The sequence below is a fragment of the Ramlibacter sp. G4-7 genome (genome assembly GCF_057784995.1).
In genome coordinates this window covers 190,148-205,876 of record NZ_JBYNTT010000003.1, presented here as the reverse complement: position 1 = coordinate 205,876, position 15,729 = coordinate 190,148, and the positions used below count along the sequence as shown (strand labels likewise).

At 69.9% G+C, this 15,729-nt stretch carries 16 protein-coding genes, 1 pseudogene and 1 riboswitch; of the genes and pseudogenes, 4 read left to right on the top strand and 13 right to left on the bottom strand.

Annotated features, from left to right (window positions below; all coding sequences use genetic code 11):
* Positions 1-64 precede the first annotated feature (64 nt).
* Together AC3EGR_RS05905 and AC3EGR_RS05900 are read right to left on the bottom strand one after the other, a co-directional pair.
* Complete coding sequence (locus tag AC3EGR_RS05905; protein WP_488545516.1) at positions 65-913, bottom strand: alpha/beta hydrolase; 849 nt, start codon at positions 911-913, stop codon at positions 65-67.
* Between the two features lie 90 nt (positions 914-1,003).
* Complete coding sequence (locus AC3EGR_RS05900; RefSeq protein ID WP_488545515.1) at positions 1,004-2,476, bottom strand: M20 family metallopeptidase; 1,473 nt, start codon at positions 2,474-2,476, stop codon at positions 1,004-1,006.
* Between the two features lie 49 nt (positions 2,477-2,525).
* Between AC3EGR_RS05900 and AC3EGR_RS05895 the strand changes: the two genes are divergently transcribed.
* Complete coding sequence (locus AC3EGR_RS05895) at positions 2,526-3,275, top strand: DUF72 domain-containing protein (protein ID WP_488545514.1); 750 nt, start codon at positions 2,526-2,528, stop codon at positions 3,273-3,275.
* A gap of 130 nt (positions 3,276-3,405) precedes the next feature.
* On the opposite strand, the gene AC3EGR_RS05890 is transcribed toward AC3EGR_RS05895, so the two are convergent.
* From AC3EGR_RS05890 to AC3EGR_RS05855, 8 genes are all read right to left on the bottom strand, one after another.
* Positions 3,406-3,990, bottom strand: coding sequence for an IMPACT family protein (locus AC3EGR_RS05890; protein WP_488545513.1), 585 nt, complete (start codon positions 3,988-3,990; stop codon positions 3,406-3,408).
* A gap of 60 nt (positions 3,991-4,050) precedes the next feature.
* Complete coding sequence (gene otnI / locus AC3EGR_RS05885; protein WP_488545512.1) at positions 4,051-4,872, bottom strand: 2-oxo-tetronate isomerase; 822 nt, start codon at positions 4,870-4,872, stop codon at positions 4,051-4,053.
* 10 nt (positions 4,873-4,882) lie between these two features.
* The gene (denD, locus tag AC3EGR_RS05880; protein WP_488545511.1) at positions 4,883-5,893 is read right to left on the bottom strand and encodes a D-erythronate dehydrogenase; all 1,011 of its coding nucleotides are present in this window, start codon (positions 5,891-5,893) and stop codon (positions 4,883-4,885) included.
* Positions 5,894-5,927: 34 nt separating this feature from the next.
* Positions 5,928-7,304 (bottom strand): chromate efflux transporter, encoded by a 1,377-nt coding sequence (chrA, locus tag AC3EGR_RS05875; RefSeq protein WP_488545510.1) that lies wholly within the window; start codon positions 7,302-7,304, stop codon positions 5,928-5,930.
* A complete protein-coding gene (locus tag AC3EGR_RS05870; RefSeq protein WP_488545509.1) occupies positions 7,301-8,152 on the bottom strand; it encodes a chromate resistance protein ChrB domain-containing protein in 852 nt (283 codons plus the stop codon). Before AC3EGR_RS05870 ends, chrA begins: the two co-directional genes overlap by 4 nt.
* Positions 8,153-8,245: 93 nt before the next feature.
* On the bottom strand, positions 8,246-8,830 hold the full coding sequence (gene metW, locus AC3EGR_RS05865) for a methionine biosynthesis protein MetW (protein ID WP_488545508.1): 585 nt from the start codon (positions 8,828-8,830) through the stop codon (positions 8,246-8,248).
* Positions 8,827-10,002: a homoserine O-succinyltransferase MetX gene (gene metX / locus AC3EGR_RS05860; protein ID WP_488545507.1), complete on the bottom strand. Its 1,176-nt coding sequence runs from the start codon at positions 10,000-10,002 to the stop codon at positions 8,827-8,829. The genes metW and metX overlap by 4 nt, the downstream gene beginning before the upstream one ends.
* A gap of 197 nt (positions 10,003-10,199) precedes the next feature.
* Complete coding sequence (locus tag AC3EGR_RS05855) at positions 10,200-10,760, bottom strand: TMEM165/GDT1 family protein (RefSeq protein ID WP_488545506.1); 561 nt, start codon at positions 10,758-10,760, stop codon at positions 10,200-10,202.
* A gap of 1 nt (position 10,761) precedes the next feature.
* Positions 10,762-10,950, bottom strand: a riboswitch (yybP-ykoY riboswitch).
* A 109-nt stretch (positions 10,951-11,059) separates the two neighbouring features.
* Between AC3EGR_RS05855 and AC3EGR_RS05850 the strand changes: the two genes are divergently transcribed.
* The 3 genes and pseudogenes from AC3EGR_RS05850 to rbp (AC3EGR_RS05840) all read left to right on the top strand — a co-directional run bounded on the left by AC3EGR_RS05850 (position 11,060) and on the right by rbp (AC3EGR_RS05840) (position 13,690).
* The gene (locus AC3EGR_RS05850; protein ID WP_488545505.1) at positions 11,060-12,271 is read left to right on the top strand and encodes an ammonium transporter; all 1,212 of its coding nucleotides are present in this window, start codon (positions 11,060-11,062) and stop codon (positions 12,269-12,271) included.
* Positions 12,272-12,473: 202 nt separating this feature from the next.
* Positions 12,474-12,875, top strand: a pseudogene (gene rbp / locus AC3EGR_RS05845) (RNA-binding regulator); the annotation flags it as partial.
* Between the two features lie 290 nt (positions 12,876-13,165).
* Positions 13,166-13,690 carry an RNA-binding regulator gene (gene rbp / locus AC3EGR_RS05840; RefSeq protein WP_488545504.1) on the top strand — a complete coding sequence of 175 codons (525 nt, stop codon included), beginning with the start codon at positions 13,166-13,168 and terminating at the stop codon, positions 13,688-13,690.
* A gap of 95 nt (positions 13,691-13,785) precedes the next feature.
* On the opposite strand, the gene AC3EGR_RS05835 is transcribed toward rbp (AC3EGR_RS05840), so the two are convergent.
* From AC3EGR_RS05835 to AC3EGR_RS05825, 3 genes are read right to left on the bottom strand one after another with little or no spacing between them, the layout of a single operon-like run.
* The gene (locus AC3EGR_RS05835; RefSeq protein WP_488545503.1) at positions 13,786-14,562 is read right to left on the bottom strand and encodes an SDR family oxidoreductase; all 777 of its coding nucleotides are present in this window, start codon (positions 14,560-14,562) and stop codon (positions 13,786-13,788) included.
* Complete coding sequence (gene lptC / locus AC3EGR_RS05830) at positions 14,562-15,182, bottom strand: LPS export ABC transporter periplasmic protein LptC (RefSeq protein ID WP_488545502.1); 621 nt, start codon at positions 15,180-15,182, stop codon at positions 14,562-14,564. Before lptC ends, AC3EGR_RS05835 begins: the two co-directional genes overlap by 1 nt.
* Positions 15,179-15,727 carry a KdsC family phosphatase gene (locus AC3EGR_RS05825; RefSeq protein WP_488545501.1) on the bottom strand — a complete coding sequence of 183 codons (549 nt, stop codon included), beginning with the start codon at positions 15,725-15,727 and terminating at the stop codon, positions 15,179-15,181. Before AC3EGR_RS05825 ends, lptC begins: the two co-directional genes overlap by 4 nt.
* Positions 15,728-15,729 lie beyond the last annotated feature (2 nt).

The window sequence follows — 15,729 nt, the reverse complement described above, 5'->3', positions numbered from 1 at the left end:
ATGGGTCGGTGGGGTTCGCTTCGCTCACCACCACCCTACGCAGGCGCTAGGTCGTGTGGGGACCTCAGAACCGCGCGTCCAGCCACTGCCGCAGGCAGTGGTACACCGGCTGGGCGTCCTGCTCGTTGAAGATCTCGTGGTACAGGCCGTCGAAGCGGCGCACCTGCACGAACTCGCGGGCCGCCGTGGCGCCGAACATCTCGCTGCCGGCGGGGTCCACCAGGCGGTCGTCGCCCGCGTACATCAGCAGCGTCGGCACGTTCCAGGAGGGCGAGCGCGAGCGCACCAGCGCCTGCTCCTCCTCCATGAACAGCGCCAGCCGTCCGGAAATCCGGTCGTGCACGCGCGGATCGTTCAGGTAGCCCTGCACCACGCGGCGGTCGTGCGAGAGGTACTGCGGGTCCAGGCCGTTGCCCACGGTGAGGTTGGGTGCGATGCGGGGAACGATGGCCATCAGCAGGCGCTGCACCGGCCCCAGGCGCAATGCGAGCGCCGGCGAGGACAGCACCAGGCCGTCGACGGCGTGCAGCGTGCGCGCGACGAAGCTCGCCGCGACCAGGCCGCCCAGGCTGTGGCCGATCACGATCAGCGGCAGGCCCGGGTTGCGCACGCGCGTGCTTTCCACCAGGTCGGCCAGGTCGTCCAGCAGCCGGTTGGCATGGGGCAGGCCGCCGCGGATGCCGTCGGACTCGCCGTGGCCGTACTGGTCATAGCTGCGCACCGCGAAGCCCCAGCCATTGAGCACGCGCGCGAGTTCGTCGTAGCGCCCCGCATGCTCGCCGAGGCCGTGCACCACGAGCACCACGCCACGCTGGCGCACGCCTTCGGGCAAATACCAGTCCTGCACCGCGAGGTTGTCGCCGTCGCTGGCGGTGAAGGTGGATAGCGTGGACTCGGCGGCTTCTTCGCTCATCGGGCGGGAATCATCGCCCAGGCACCGTGGGTGTCAATGCCCCAACCGGTGGACGCGCTGCGTGGCCGACGAACAGTGCGCGCACGTCGGTCACGGCATGCGTGCCATCACTTCCGCGACGGCGGCCGTCAGGCGCTTCGCGTAAGGCACGTGCAAGAATTCATTGGGGCCGTGCGCGTTGCTGCGCGGCCCCAGCACGCCGCAGACCATCATCTGCGCCTGCGGAAAACCCTGACTGAGCATGTTCATCAGCGGGATGGTTCCGCCCTGCCCGATGTAGCCCACCGGCGCGCCATAGTGCGCGAGCGATGCGGCATTCAAGGCCTGTTCGAACCAGTCCGTCGTGGGCGGCGCGTTCCAGCCGGAGGCCGCGCCGCTGCCTTCGAAGGTCACCTTCGCCTGGTAAGGCGCGTTGTCCTCCAGCAGCGTCTTGAGCTCCTGCACGGCGGCGGCGGCGTCCACCAGGGGCGGCAGGCGCAGCGACAGCTTGAAGGCCGTATAGGGCCGCAGCACGTTGCCGGCATCCTGCATCGCGGGGAAACCTTCGGCACCCGTGACGGACAGCGTCGGCGTCCAGGTCCGGTTGACGAGCGCCTGCACGGGGTCGGTCGTCGTGGGCAGCGCGGACTGCGTCGAGCCGCCGCAGTCGGCGTGGGCCCAGGGAAAGCGCTTGTAGACCTCGTCGCCGAGGATGGCGGCCGTCGCCCTGGCCTGCTCCAGCCGCTGCGCGGGGATCTCGCAATGGAAGTTCTGCGGCAGCAGGCGGCCGGTCTTGCTGTCCTCGAGCCGGTCGAGCACCTGCCGCATGATGCGGAAACTGGAAGGCACCAGCCCCGACGCGTCGCCCGAGTGCACGCCTTCCGTGAGGATCTGCACCTTGAGCGTGCCGCCGGCCAGGCCGCGCAGCGAGGTCGTGAGCCACAGCTGGTCGTAGTTGCCGGCACCCGAGTCCAGGCAGATCACCAGGCCCACGTCGCCCAGCCGCGCACGCAATGCATCGACGTAGGGAAGCAGGTCGTAGGAGCCGGATTCCTCGCAGGTCTCGATGAGGCCGACGATTCGCGCGTGCGGCTGGCCCTGGGCCTTGAGGGCCTGGATCGCGGCGATGCTCGCGTACACCGCATACCCGTCATCGGCGCCGCCGCGGCCATAGAGCTTGCCGTCCTCGTACTTGGGCGTCCACGGACCGAGGTCGCTGCGCCAGCCGGTGAACTCGGGCTGCTTGTCCAGGTGCCCGTACATCAGGATCGTCTGCGTCGTGTCCGCCTTGGTCGCCGGCACGTCGAAGAAGAGCACGGGCGTACGCCCGGGCAAGCGCACGATCTCGAGCTGCAGGCCTTCGACCTTCTGCGCCTCGACCCAGCTGGCCGCATTGCGCAGCACCGTGTCGATGTAGCCGTGCTGCTGCCACTCGGGGTCGAAGCCGGGCGACTTGGCCGGGATCGCGATGTAGTCGGTGACCTGGCGGACGATGTCGCTGTCCCACTGCCGCGTCACCTGGTCCAGGGCGCGTGCGCTGTCGAGCAAGGTGGGCGGGAGTTCGCGGTGCAGGGGAGCGTTCATTTGCATGACTGTAGCGCGCAGTGCGCATGCTGGGCTAGGATGCGGCGCCATGACCCCGCGCATCCATGTGGGCGTCGGCGGCTGGACCTTCGAGCCCTGGCGCGACAACTTCTATCCCGCCGGCCTTGCGCACAGCCGCGAGCTGCAGTACGCCAGCCGGCAGCTCACGGCCATCGAGGTCAACGGCACCTTCTACAGCACCTTCAAGGCGGACACCTTCGCGAAGTGGCGCGACCAGACGCCGGAGGGCTTCGTCTTCAGCCTCAAGGCCCACCGCTTCACGACGCACCGCAAGGACCTGGGCACGGCGGCCGAGGGCATCACGCGCTTCGTGGGCAGCGGGCTGGCGCAGCTCGGGGACAAGCTCGGGCCCCTCGTCTGGCAGTTCATGCCGACCAAGCGCTTCACCGCCGACGAGGTCGAGGCGTTCCTGAAGCTGCTGCCGCGCGAGGTGGAAGGACGGCCCTTGCGGCACGTGCTGGACGTGCGGCACGAGAGCTTCGCCACCGAGGAATACCTGGCGCTGCTGGCGCGGCACGGCTGCACCACGGTGTACACCGACTCGCCGAAGTTTCCCTCGATTCCGCACGCCAGGAGCGAGCTGGCGTATCTGCGCCTGATGCGCAGCGAGGCCGATTGCGTGACGGGCTACGCGCCCAGCGAGTTGCAGCGGTGGGTGCGGGGCGCGCGGGAGTGGACGGAATTGAAGGCGGGCAATGAAGCCTTCGTCTTCTTCATCAACGGCGCCAAGGAGCGGGCGCCCGCGGCGGCGATGGAGTTCCTGAAGCAGCTGGGGTGAGGCGGCCCAACGGTGGGGTTCGCCTGCGACTCACCTTTGCCGGCTGGCGCCGGCCCACCCTACCAGTCCCACCAGCAAGTCGGCGGGACTTGCAGGGTGGCGGTGAGACAGCGAAGCGCGAACCCCACCGTCAGCCAAGCCACGCGAGCTGCCCCTGCCCGGCCTCGTTCAAGCGCGCCTGCAGTGTCGCCGCAGCGCCTTCGGCCACGCTGAACGCGATCTCCACCACCTCCCCGTGCCGCACCGGCCCGAGCGCGGCGCCGGCGTGTTCGAGTTCGCGCCGCACCATGCCTTCCAGCGCGTACGGGACCCGGCACGCCAGCTGCAGCAGCCGCTGCAACTGCACCTTCTGCGCGTCCAGCAGCGCCTGCGCCACCGCATCGGTGTACGCCCGCACCAGCCCGCCCGCGCCCAGCTTCACGCCGCCGAAATAACGCACCACCGTGGCCAGCACGCCTTCGAGTTGCTGGTGCCGCAGCACTTCCAGCATGGGGCGGCCGGCCGTGCCGCCCGGCTCACCGTCGTCGTTGGCCGCCGACTGGCCACCGGCGAGCAGTGCCCAGCAGACGTGCGCGGCGCCCGGATGCGCGGCGCGCAGCGCCTGGACCACCGCCTGCGCTTCGGCCCGGCCCGCCACGGGTTGCACGCATCCCAGGAAGCGGCTCTTGCGGATCAGCAGTTCACTGTGGACGGGGTGCGCCAGGGTCCAGGCCATGCGCGAGCCTACCGGGTCCAGGGTGCGCCGGCAGGGTCCCCCTCGAGGGCGATGGTCAACTCAGGAAGCGCCCGCCCCGAGCCGCCGCAGCCAGCCCAGCCCCTCGCTCGTCCCGCCGGCCTGCGCACCGCGCGCGGGACGGTACTCGCAGCCGACCCAGCCCTGCCAGCCGCAGGAGGCAGCCACCTCGTCGATCACCGAGAACAGGTACGGGTAGTTCAGCTCGCCCACGTCCGGCTCGTGCCGCTGCGGCACGCCGGCGATCTGGAAGTGGCCGACGCGGCCGGTGGGCAGGTACTGGCGGATCTTCATGGCCAGGTCGCCTTCGACGATCTGGCAGTGGTACAGGTCCATCTGCACCTGGACGTTGGGCTCGCCGATCTCCGCGAGCAGTTCGTGCGCATGGTCCTGGCGATTGAGGAAGAAGCCCGGGATGTCGCGCGTGTTGATCGGCTCCATCAGCACCTGCACGCCCTGCTTCGCCGCCTCGCGCGCGGCCCAGCGCAAGCTGGCCACGTAATTGGGTCGCAGCGCCGTGCGCTCCTGCCCCTGGGGCACCAGGCCCGCCATCACATGCAGGCGCGGACACTGCAGCGCCTCGGCGTAGCGAAGCGCCTGCGTGATGCCCTCGCGGAATTCCGTTTCGCGCCCCGGCAGGCAGGCCAGGCCGCGCTCGCCGCCGTCCCAGTTGCCCGGGGGCGCGTTGAACAGGACCTGCTGCAGGCCGTTGTCGCGCAGCCGCGCGGCCAGTTCCCTGGGCTCGTAGGCATAAGGGAAGAGGAACTCCACGCCCCGGAAGCCGTCACGCGCGGCGGCGGCGAAGCGCTCGAGGAAGTCGTGCTCCGGATAGAGCATGGACAGGTTGGCGGCAAAGCGGGGCATGGGCGTCTCCTCAGCGCGGGGCCAGGCGCACGGCCTGCGGGTTCTCTTCGATGTACTCGCGCACGATGGCTTCGAAGCTCGCGTCGTTGCGCAGGCCGAGGCCGCGCGCGCGGTCCCAGGCGACGTCGCCCGGCCAGCTGCGGACCAGCTTTTCGATGCCGGGGTCGGGCTGCCAGTCCAGCAGCGCCGCGGCTTGCGGACCCGCCACCTGCTCCAGCGCCGCTGCCATGGCCCCCACCGTGGTGCGCAGCGAAGGCAGGTTGATCGCGGTGCGCTGGCCCCACTCGGCGTCGCTGGCCTGCGCAGCGCGCACGAAGCCTTCGACGGTGCGCGTGGGCGAGGCCAGGGCGACGGGCGTGTCCGGCGGCACCGGGATGCGGGCGCGCTCGCCCGCAAGGGGCTCGCGGATCATGCCGCTGAAGAAACCAGAGGCGGCGCCATTCGGGCGGCCGGGCCGCACGGCGACCGTCATCGGGCGCACGCTGCGCCCGGCGATGAAGCCCTTGCGCGTGTAGTCGGCCACCAGCTGCTCGCAGATGAACTTCTGGATGCCGTAGCTGCCTTGCGGCGTGGGCAGCGTGTCGTCGGCCATCGTGCCCAGCGGCGGCTCGCCGGGTTGCCGGCCGAACACCGCGAGCGAGCTCGCGAACACGAACACGGGGGTGGTGCCCAGCGCGCGGCAGGCATCGAGGAGCGCGCGGGTGGTGTCCAGGTTGCTGCGCAGGCCGAGCTCGAAGTCGACCTCGCACTCGGCGCTGACGGCCGCCGCGAGGTGGAAGACCAGGTCCGTGCCGGCGGCGGGCAGCTCGCGCCGCTGCACCAGCTCGATCAGGTCGCCCTGCACGCCGCGCACGCGCGGGTCGGCGAGCAGGTCGGCCGGCGCCGCACCGCGGTCGGCCAGCACGACCTGCTGGATGGGGCGGGCCGCAGCACCGCGCAGCGACAGGGAACCTGCCTTGAGCAAGGCGCGCGCCAGGCGCGCCCCGAGGAAGCCGGCGCCGCCGGTGATCAGGATGTTCATGCGGGCAGCATAGCGCGGCGCTGCCCGCGCGGCATCAGCTGATTCCCGCGAGCCGGAGCAACATGCCTGTGACCGCGCAGGTGGCAATCACCGGGATCACGCCCGCCTTGAAGCGGAACAGCGCGACCGCGGCAGCGGCGGCGATCGCGAGCGACACCAGGTCCACCGGAAAGCCGAGCGTGGGCTGCTCGCGCGCGATGTGCACGAGGAAGAACAGGGCCAGGCTCGCGATCACGCCCACCACCGCGGCCGTGATCGCCGTCAGCGGCGCGGTGAAGCGCAGCTGGCCGTGGGTGGACTCCACCAGCGGGCCACCCGCCAGAATGAACAGGAAGGACGGCAGGAAGGTGACCCAGGTCGCCACCGAGGCCGCGAGCGCCGCGCCCAGGAACAGCGCGTCCGGCCCCAGCACCTGGCGGGTCCAGCCCCCGACGAAACCGACGAAGGCGACCACCATGATCAGGGGCCCCGGCGTGGTCTCGCCGAGCGCCAGCCCGTCGATCATCTGCGTACCCGTGAGCCACTGGAACTGCTCCACGGCCCCCTGGTAGACATAGGGCAGCACGGCATAGGCGCCGCCGAAGGTGAGCAGCGCCGCCTTGGTGAAGAACCAGCCCATCTGCGCGAGCGTGCCGTGCAGCCCGTGCGCCCCGGCCAGCAGCGCCATCGGAACGGCCCACAGCACGGCGCCGGCGGCGACCACGGCCGCCAGGCGCGAGCGCCGGAACAGCGCGTGCGGCGGGGTCGGCGTGTGGTCGTCGATCAGTGCGGGGCCGTAGGAGGCGTGCGCCTTGCCATGGCCTGCGCCTGTGGCGAACTGTGCCGGCACGAAGCGCCCGCCCGCCACGCCGACCAGCGCCGCCAACAGCACCACCAGCGGGAAGGGGACGCCCAGGAAGGCGATCGCGACGAAGCTTGCGAGGGCCACGGCCCACAGCAGCGGCACCTGTCGCGGGCTGCGCAGCGTCCGGCTGCCGATGCGCCACACCGCGTGCAACACGATCGCGGCGACCGCGGGCTTGATCCCGTAGAACATCCCTGCCACCCAGCCCACGTTGCCGAAGGCCACGTAGACCCAGCTGAGCGCGATGAGGATCACCAGCGACGGCAGCACGAACAGCCCGCCCGCGACGATGCCGCCCCAGGTGCGGTGCATCAGCCAGCCGATGTACGTGGCCAGCTGCTGCGCCTCCGGCCCGGGCAGCAGCATGCAGTAGTTCAGCGCGTGCAGGAAGCGCCGCTCCGAGATCCAGCGTTTCCGCTCCACCAGCTCGCGGTGCATGATCGCGATCTGCCCGGCGGGGCCGCCGAAGCTGATGAAGCCCAGCAGCAGCCAGAACTTCAGTGCCTCGGCGAAGGGCACGGGGGCGGGCGCTTCGACGCGTTCGGCTCTTGCCGCAACCGCACTCATGCGTGGTCCTGCCAGCCGTGCGTCTCGGCCCGCGCACCGCGGCACCACGCGTACAGGGCGTCGTACAGCGGCAGCGCCGCCGCGAGCATGGCGTGGTCGTCGGCGTGCAGCCGCGACAGCCCCAGCGAAACCGCGAGCAGGCCGGCGCATTGCGGTGCCAGCGCATGCCGGTCGGTGTCGGCGCCGCGCACGATGGCCGCCAGCGCGTCCAGCGCGGGCTCGTGCAGGCCGAAGGCATCCAGCAGCGCGTCGAAACTGCACTTCTCCCAGGCATGCGTGATCGGCGCACCGTCCACGTCGAAGGCGACGGCCTCCAGCTTGCGCGCCTGCGCGAGGACCTCGCCGGCGGGCACGTAGAAGAACTGCGCACGCGGGTCGATGAAACGCAGCACCAGCCAGGGGCAGGCGACGCGGTCTACCCTGGGCCGCGCACGCGTGATCCAGCGCGAGGGGCGCTCGCCGGTGACGCCCAGGTCCGCGCGCTTGCGCATGCGCAGCGGCGGCGCGTCGCGCCAGCGGGCGATGTCCTCCAGGGCGTCCTCGCCGGACTCACCGCCTTCGATGCCGCCTTGCAGCCAGCGCGCGTTCCAGCCGGCGCTGCGCAGCGTGCGCGCCGCCTCCTGGCTCACGTGGTGCCCGTAGACGCAGTAGACGATGACCTCGCGCGGCGGCTGCTCGCGCGCCAGCGCAGCCACGTCCTGCGGCGCGCAGTGCACGGCGCCGGCCAGGAGCTGCTCGCTGGCCGTGAAATGCTGGGGCTTGCGCACGTCCAGCAACAGCGGGCGGTCGGCGCGACCGAGCAGGAGGTTCAGTTCGGCAGGGGAAAGGCCAGGCAGGTCGGTGTCCACGGTTGGCTCCATGCAAGAGTTGCCAGCGCTTGGACGGGACACCGTCTTTCCGCAAGGGCCGGGAGGCTGCTTTCCCGGTGCCGCCAGTCTAGTTCAGGCGCGCTCGAATTTAAAGACGGCCGTGCCGGCCGTGAGATTCGGCAGCACGCGCCGCACTTCGCCGTCCTGCAGTCCGAAGGAATCGAGCACGGTCAGGCGGTTCTTGGTGGCGAGCACCTCGAAGTCCTTGAAGGTGCCCACGCGGATGTTGGGCGTGTCGTACCACTGGTACGGCAGGCGCTTGGTCACTGGCATGCGCCCGCGCGCCACGGACAGGCGATTGGGCCAGTGCGCGAAGTTGGGAAAGGCGACGATGCCCACCTTGCCCACGCGCGCCGTCTCGCGCAGCATGGTCTCGGCATTGCGCAGGTGCTGCAGCGTGTCGATCTGCAGCACGACGTCGAAGCTGTCGTCGTCGAAGATGCTCAGGCCCTGGTCCAGGTTCAGCTGGATCACGTTGACGCCGCGCTTGACGCAGGCCAGCACGTTCTCGTCGGCGATCTCGATGCCGTAGCCGCTGCAGCCGCGGTGGCGCTGCAGGTGGTCCAGCAGCGCCCCTTCGCCGCAGCCCAGGTCGAGCACGCGCGAGCCTTCGGGCACCAGCCGCGCGATGCTTTCCAGGGTGCCCCGATCGCTCACAGCACCGCCCCCGCGGGAAGCTCGCGCAGCGGCGCCGGCGTGGGCGCGGGCGTGACGGCGGCGATGTGGTCGAAGTAGGAGCGGACCACGCCCAGGTAGCGCGGGTCTTCCAGGAGGAAGGCGTCGTGGCCGTGGGGCGCGTCGATCTCGGCGTAGCTCACGTCGCGCCGGTTGTCCAGGAGCGCCTTGACGATCTCGCGGCTGCGCGCCGGCGAGAAGCGCCAGTCGGTGCTGAAGCTCACGAGCAGGAACTTCGCGCGCGCCACGGCCAGCGCCTTGGCCAGGTTGCCGTTGTGGCGCCGCGCCGGATCGAAGTAGTCCAGCGCGCGCGTGATCAGCAGGTAGGTGTTGGCGTCGAAGTACTCGCTGAACTTGTCGCCCTGGTGGCGCAGGTAGCTCTCGATCTGGAACTCGATGTCCTGGGTGGTGTACGACAGCTCGATGCCGTTGCGCAGCTGGCGGCCGAACTTCTCGTTCATCACGTCGTCGGACAGGTACGTGATGTGGCCGATCATGCGGGCGATCCGCAGGCCCCGCTTGGGCACCACGTCGTGCTCGTAGAAATGGCCGCCGTGGAAATCCGGGTCCGTCACGATGGCGCGGCGCGCCACTTCGTTGAAGGCTATGTTCTCGGCGTTGAGGTTGGGCGCGCTCGCCACTACCACGGCGTGGCGCACGCGCTGCGGGTACTGCAGCGTCCACGACAGCGCCTGCATGCCGCCCAGGCTGCCGCCCATGACGGCCGCGAGCTGGGTGATGCCCAGGCGATCGAGCAGGCGGGCCTGCGCGTCGACCCAGTCTTCCACGGTCACCACGGGGAAGTCGGCGCCGTAGACGCGGCCGGTGTCCGGGTTCACGTGCATCGGGCCGGTGGAGCCGAAACAGGACCCCAGGTTGTTCACGCCGATCACGAAGAAGCGGTCGGTGTCCACCGGCTTGCCGGGGCCGATCATGGTGTCCCACCAGCCTTCGGACCGGTCCTGGCCCGGGTAGACGCCCGCCACGTGGTGCGAGGCGTTGAGCGCATGGCAGATCAGGACGGCGTTGCTGCGGTCCGCGTTGAGCGTTCCGTAGGTCTCGTAGGCAAGCGAATAGCCACGGATCGAGGCACCGCTTTGCAGGGCAAGCGGCGCGTCGAAGCTCATGAACCGTGGCGTGGCGATCAGCGTCATCGAAAAGGAAAAACCCGGACCGCTGAAGCGGGCCGGGTCCGGCCTGTCTTTAGCGGCATTTATTGAGCGCCCGCAATCGAGGCAAATCGGCGCTGGCGGAAGTATATGGCATGTCCTTGCGGGCTCGACCCGCGATCCCTGGGGGCGCCGATCGGCCGCCTCCTGGCTGCCGGGTCAGGCCCGGCATGACATGCTTTTCATTTCGGCCACAGCGCCACCACCCCCAGCACCAGGAACACCAGCGCGCCGATCGTGTGCACCAGCTTGATCGGCACCTTGCGCGTGATCGCGTCGCCGAACCAGACCACCGGCGCATTGGCGAGCATCATGCCCAGCGTGGTGCCCGCCACCACGGGGGCCCAGGCGTCGAACTGCGCGGCCAGCATGATGGTGGCCACCTGGGTCTTGTCGCCCATCTCCGCCAGGAAGAAGGCGACGAGGGTGGTGAGGAAGACGCCATGGCGCGGACCGGCGCCCGCCTCGTCCTCGTCGAGCTTGTCGGGGATGAGCATCCAGATCGCCATGGCGATGAAGGAGGCGCCCAGGATCCAGCGCAACAGGTCCGGACCCAGCACGCTCGTGACCCAGCTGCCCACGGCGCCCGCGAGCCCGTGGTTGACGAGGGTGGCCACGAAGATGCCCAGCACGATGGGCCAGGGACGGCGAAAGCGCGCGGCCAAGACGAGCGACAGCAGCTGCGTCTTGTCGCCCATTTCCGCGAGCGCGACGATGCCGGTGGAGACGAGAAAGGCCTGCATGGGAACTCCGGCCGGAAAACGAAGACGCGTTTGACCGCGCTGCTCCTCCGGCCTGGATGGGAGGCTGCGCGGTCAAAGGTCTCGCCAAGTCCGAAGATCGCCGGCGCCATGGGATGCGTGCGCATCCCAAGTCTGTTGACGCCAGCCCCTCTCGCGAATCGGAGGGAGGCTACTCCCCAATGACGGGCTGGATTCTACCGGCCTCTGCGACGCACCCTCGTGGCGTGGTTATTGCTTCCTTTTGGTGCGGGCGCCTGAATCGGCCCCGGAACGCACCACAACAAAGCATTTCCATCCCCATGAATTCCACGGAAGCACTCAAACAGGGCGCCGACGTCCTGTTCATCCTGCTGGGCGCCATCCTCGTGCTGGCCATGCACTCCGGTTTCGCCTTCCTCGAGCTGGGCACCGTGCGCAAGAAGAACCAGGTGAATGCGCTGGTGAAGATCCTGGTGGACTTCTCCGTCTCGACCGTCGCGTACTTCCTGGTCGGCTACGGCGTGGCCTACGGCACCAGCTTCCTCGTCGGGGCCGACCAGCTGGTGGCCAGGAGCGGCTACGAGCTGGTGAGGTTCTTCTTCCTGCTGACCTTCGCGGCGGCCATCCCGGCCATCATTTCCGGCGGCATCGCCGAGCGCGCACGCTTCGGGCCGCAGCTGCTGGCCACCGCCGTCATCGTGGGCGTGGTCTACCCGCTGTTCGAAGGCGTGGCCTGGAACCAGCGCTTCGGCGTGCAGGCCTGGATCCACGCGCTCACGGGCGCGGAGTTCCACGACTTCGCCGGCTCCATCGTGGTCCATGCCGTCGGTGGCTGGCTGGCCCTGCCGGCGGTGATCCTGCTGGGCGCGCGCAGCAACCGCTACCGCAAGGACGGCGCGATCTCGGCCCACCCGCCTTCCAACATCCCGTTCCTGGCCCTGGGCGCCTGGGTGCTCACGGTGGGCTGGTTCGGCTTCAACGTCATGAGCGCGCAGTCCATCGACAAGGTCTCGGGCCTGGTGGCGGTGAACTCGCTGATGGCGATGGTGGGCGGCACCCTCGCCGCGGTACTGCTGGGCCGCAACGACCCGGGGTTCGTCCACAACGGCCCGCTCGCCGGGCTAGTGGCGGTGTGCGCGGGCAGCGACCTGGTGCATCCGGTCGGGGCACTCGCCGTCGGTGCCTGTGCCGGCGTCATCTTCGTGGTGATGTTCACGCTGACCCAGAACCGCTGGAAGGTCGACGACGTGCTGGGGGTGTGGCCCTTGCACGGCCTGTGCGGCCTGTGGGGCGGCATCGCCGCGGGCATCTTCGGCAACAAGGCGCTGGGTGGACTGGGCGGCGTGAGCTTCTTCGCGCAGGTCATCGGCAGCGCGATGGGCGTGGCCTGGGCGCTCACGTGCGGCTTCGCGGTCTATGGCCTGATCAAGGCGGCGATGGGGTTGCGGCTGTCTGCAGAGGAAGAATTCGCGGGGGCCGACCTGGCGATCCACCGCATCGGGGCGACGCCGGAGCGCGAGGCGAACTGGTAGGAACCGTGGCGCCGGACCATCAACTGGCCCGGCGGCGACACCTCAGGGCTAGTCCGGAGGCACGACACGCGCCACCCGGTGCATAATGCTTGGGCGAATCTCTCAGGGGTTTGCAGGTATGCGGTGTTTGTCTTTGTCTCGCGTGGTTTTGATTGCGTCTTGCGGACTCCATCGCTTTTGCGTTTTTTCCAGGAGTCCCTGAATGGGCAACAAACTCTACGTGGGGAACCTCCCCTATTCTTTCCGCGACAGCGACCTCGAGCAGGCGTTCAGCCAGTTCGGCCAGGTCACCAGTGCCAAGGTCATGATGGAACGTGACACCGGCCGCTCGAAGGGCTTCGGCTTCGTCGAGATGGGCAGCCCCGCCGAGGCGCAGGCAGCCATCGAAGCCATGAACGGCCACCAGCAAGGCGGCCGCGCGCTCGTCGTCAACGAAGCGCGTCCGATGGAGCAGCGTCCGCGCGGCTTCGGTAGCGGCGGCGGCGGTGGTGGTGGCGGCGGCTACGGCGGTGGTGGCGGCGGCGGCGATCGCGGCGGCCGTGGCTTCGGCGGCGGCGGCAGCGGTGGTGGTGGCGGCGGCTACGGTGGTGGCAGCGGCGGCGGTCGCGACCGCTACTGATCGCCGGTCCCGCCTCGCGGGACGCGAACTGAATGAAAAGGGCCTACACGGCCCTTTTTTCATGCCCGGCCGCCGTCCGGCGCGCGGCTGCTTTTTGCGGCCCTATGGGCCTTTTGGGCCTTGCCACCGCCGTGGGTATCTGCTCCATAATGGAAAAACGTGGTCTGTCCTGACACGTAGGTGCGGTGACAAGGTGCCTTTCGCGTCTCTCGTTGAATGCGTTTTCGGGACTCCATCGCTTCCGGTCTTTCATGTTTTTTCAGGAGTCCCTGTAGATGGGCAACAAATTGTACGTAGGCAACCTGCCGTACCAGGTGCGTGACAGCGACCTGGAGCAGGCGTTCAGCCAATTTGGCCAGGTGACCAGCGCCAAGGTCATGATGGAACGTGAAACCGGCCGCTCCAAGGGCTTCGGTTTCGTGGAAATGGGCAGCGACAGCGAAGCGCAGGCGGCCATCCAGGGCATGAACGGCCAGCCCCTGGGCGGGCGCAGCATCGTGGTCAACGAAGCCCGTCCCATGGAGCAGCGTCCGCGCGGCTTCGGTGGCAGCGGCGGCGGCGGCGGTGGTGGCTACGGCGGCGGCGGCGGTGGTGGTTACGGCGGCGGCGGTGGCGGCGGTGGTCGCTCCGGCGGTGGCGGCGGCTACGGCGGCGGCGGCGGTGGCCGCTCCGGCGGCGGTGGCGGCCAGGACGGCGGCTTCCGCAGTCCCTACGGCGCCGGCCCGCGCGGCGGTGGCGGCGGCGGCCGCTCCGGTGGCGGCGGCGGTGGTGGGTACGGCGGCGGTGGCGGCGGCTACTGAGTCCGGCTTCCCCTGAACGAAAGGCTCCTGCGGGAGCCTTTTTCGTTGGTGGCGGGCTTGCGCGGCGGGGTCGCGCGAACCCACCGCGCAACCCCTCAGCGCCCGCCCTGCCGATGTTTGCGCGGACGCCCCGCCAGCACGCGGTCGAACAGCGCATTGGGCAACACCCGCAACAGCTTCGCGACCACGCCCATCTGCCAGGGAATCACCCGGTAGCTCACGCCCCTGGAAATCGCGCGGAACGCCGCATCGGCGAAATCCGCCGCCTCCATCAGGAACGGCATCCCATAGCGGTTCTGCTGCGTCAGGGGCGTCTTCACGTAGCCCGGCGCGATCGTGACGACCTGCACGCCGCTGCCGCGCACTTCCCCGCGCAGGCTCTCGCAGTAGCTGATCACCGCGGCCTTGCTGGCGCAATACGCGCCGTGCCCCGGCAGCCCGCGGATGCCCGCGACGCTGGCGATGCCCACCAGCGCGCCGCTGCGCCGCGCCCGCATCGGGTCCAGGAAGGGATGGAAGGTCGCCGCCATGCCGACGTTGTTGGTCGCGAAGGTGCGGGCCATCACGTCCAGGTCCTCGCGCTGCGCGGTGTCCATGCCGACGCTGATGCCGGCGTTGGCGACCACCACGTCGGGCACGCCCTGCTGCGCCATGCACAGCTGCGCGGCGGCGGTGATGCTGTCGATGTCGGCCACGTCGGCGGCATACACGTGCCAGCGGCCGAAAGTGAGGCCCTGCTCCTCGGCCCACTCGGCCATCTCCGCCGCGCGCCGCGCCACCAGCGCCAGCCGCCAGCCGGCGCGGTAGTAGCGCAAGGCGAGCGCCTGCCCGATGCCGCTGGACGCGCCCGTGATGAAAACGAGCGGCGCCATCAGGGCGTGGCTCCGCGCGGCTGCAGGACACCGCGCACGCGGCCACGCAGTTCCATCACGCGGTCCAGGTTGTCGTACTCCATGTTGTCCGCCTGGAAGACGTCCTGCCCGCGCCTGAGCGTGACGGGCCGGTCCGACTTCACCTTCTCCTCGTTGGCGAAGATGTGCAGGAATTCGCCGCTGACCTGCAGCTTGGGCTGGTCCTTGCCGGGCACTTCGCGCGTGACCACGGCGTCGCCGAGCAACTGTACCTGCGAGCCGTCGCCGTTGCTGATGCCTTTTTTCGCCGTCGCCACGGTGAGCGCACCCGCTTCGCTGTAGGAGCGGATGCGCGGGTTCACGATCTCCGTCGTGTCCGTGTCCGGGTAGTGGTAGCCCTCGACGCCCAGGATTTCCGTTTTCAGGCGGCCGTTGCCGCCGAAGGACTTCACCGAGAAGTTCTTGAGGAAGTAGTCCGGCTCGTGCTTGCTCGCGCGGATGCCCGCCGCCGCGCTGCCGCCCAGGGTGGGCGTCGTGCGTGCGAGCCAGTAGGTCGCCAGGGCCAGCAGCGCCATCAGGATGATGGGCAGGTAGATGGAGATCCGGTCCCAGGCACGGCCGAAACCGCGCGCCGTCCTCACCCGTACGCCTCCAGCAACTGCGCGTAGCGGCCCGAGGCCACCAGCAGCAGGTCGCAGAACTCGCGCGCCGCACCGTGGCCGGCCGCGGCCTCGGTCACGTAGCGGGCGCACTGGCGCACTTCCACGTGCGCGTCGGGCGGCGCGACCGCGAGGGCGCAGCGGCGCATGACGGGCAGGTCGGGCCAGTCGTCGCCCATGGCGGCCGCCTGGGACCAGTCCAGGCCCAGCGTGGCCAGCGTCTTTTCCGCCGCCGGACGCTTGTCCTCGGTGCCGTAGTGCACCTCGCGCACGCCCAGCGCCTCCAGGCGCTTGCGCAGCGGCTTGGAGTCGCGCCCGGTGATCACCACGGGCGTGATGCCGGCGCGCTGCAGCAGCTTCAGGCCCAGGCCGTCGAGCGTGTGGAAGCGCTTGAGCGTCTCGCCTTCGTCGGAGTACAGGATGCCGCCGTCCGTCATGACGCCGTCGACGTCGAAGAAAGCGAGCTTGATGCCCTGCGCGGCCAGCAGCAGCTCGGGCGCAAACGTGCGCGCGGGGTACATCGCCATGC

What these genes read in the sequence shown, in the direction of transcription:
- AC3EGR_RS05835 (WP_488545503.1), bottom strand. Translation starts at nt 14,562, where the DNA reads ATGGCGCCGCTCGTTTTCATCACGGGCGCGTCCAGCGGCATCGGGCAG.
- AC3EGR_RS05850 (WP_488545505.1), top strand. Translation starts at nt 11,060, where the DNA reads ATGAATTCCACGGAAGCACTCAAACAGGGCGCCGACGTCCTGTTCATC.
- metX (WP_488545507.1), bottom strand. Translation starts at nt 10,002, where the DNA reads ATGACGCTGATCGCCACGCCACGGTTCATGAGCTTCGACGCGCCGCTT.
- AC3EGR_RS05825 (WP_488545501.1), bottom strand. Translation starts at nt 15,727, where the DNA reads ATGGCGATGTACCCCGCGCGCACGTTTGCGCCCGAGCTGCTGCTGGCC.
- chrA (WP_488545510.1), bottom strand. Translation starts at nt 7,304, where the DNA reads ATGAGTGCGGTTGCGGCAAGAGCCGAACGCGTCGAAGCGCCCGCCCCC.
- AC3EGR_RS05895 (WP_488545514.1), top strand. Translation starts at nt 2,526, where the DNA reads ATGACCCCGCGCATCCATGTGGGCGTCGGCGGCTGGACCTTCGAGCCC.
- AC3EGR_RS05900 (WP_488545515.1), bottom strand. Translation starts at nt 2,476, where the DNA reads ATGAACGCTCCCCTGCACCGCGAACTCCCGCCCACCTTGCTCGACAGC.
- AC3EGR_RS05855 (WP_488545506.1), bottom strand. Translation starts at nt 10,760, where the DNA reads ATGCAGGCCTTTCTCGTCTCCACCGGCATCGTCGCGCTCGCGGAAATG.
- denD (WP_488545511.1), bottom strand. Translation starts at nt 5,893, where the DNA reads ATGAACATCCTGATCACCGGCGGCGCCGGCTTCCTCGGGGCGCGCCTG.
- AC3EGR_RS05890 (WP_488545513.1), bottom strand. Translation starts at nt 3,990, where the DNA reads ATGGCCTGGACCCTGGCGCACCCCGTCCACAGTGAACTGCTGATCCGC.
- AC3EGR_RS05905 (WP_488545516.1), bottom strand. Translation starts at nt 913, where the DNA reads ATGAGCGAAGAAGCCGCCGAGTCCACGCTATCCACCTTCACCGCCAGC.
- otnI (WP_488545512.1), bottom strand. Translation starts at nt 4,872, where the DNA reads ATGCCCCGCTTTGCCGCCAACCTGTCCATGCTCTATCCGGAGCACGAC.
- rbp (WP_488545504.1), top strand. Translation starts at nt 13,166, where the DNA reads ATGGGCAACAAATTGTACGTAGGCAACCTGCCGTACCAGGTGCGTGAC.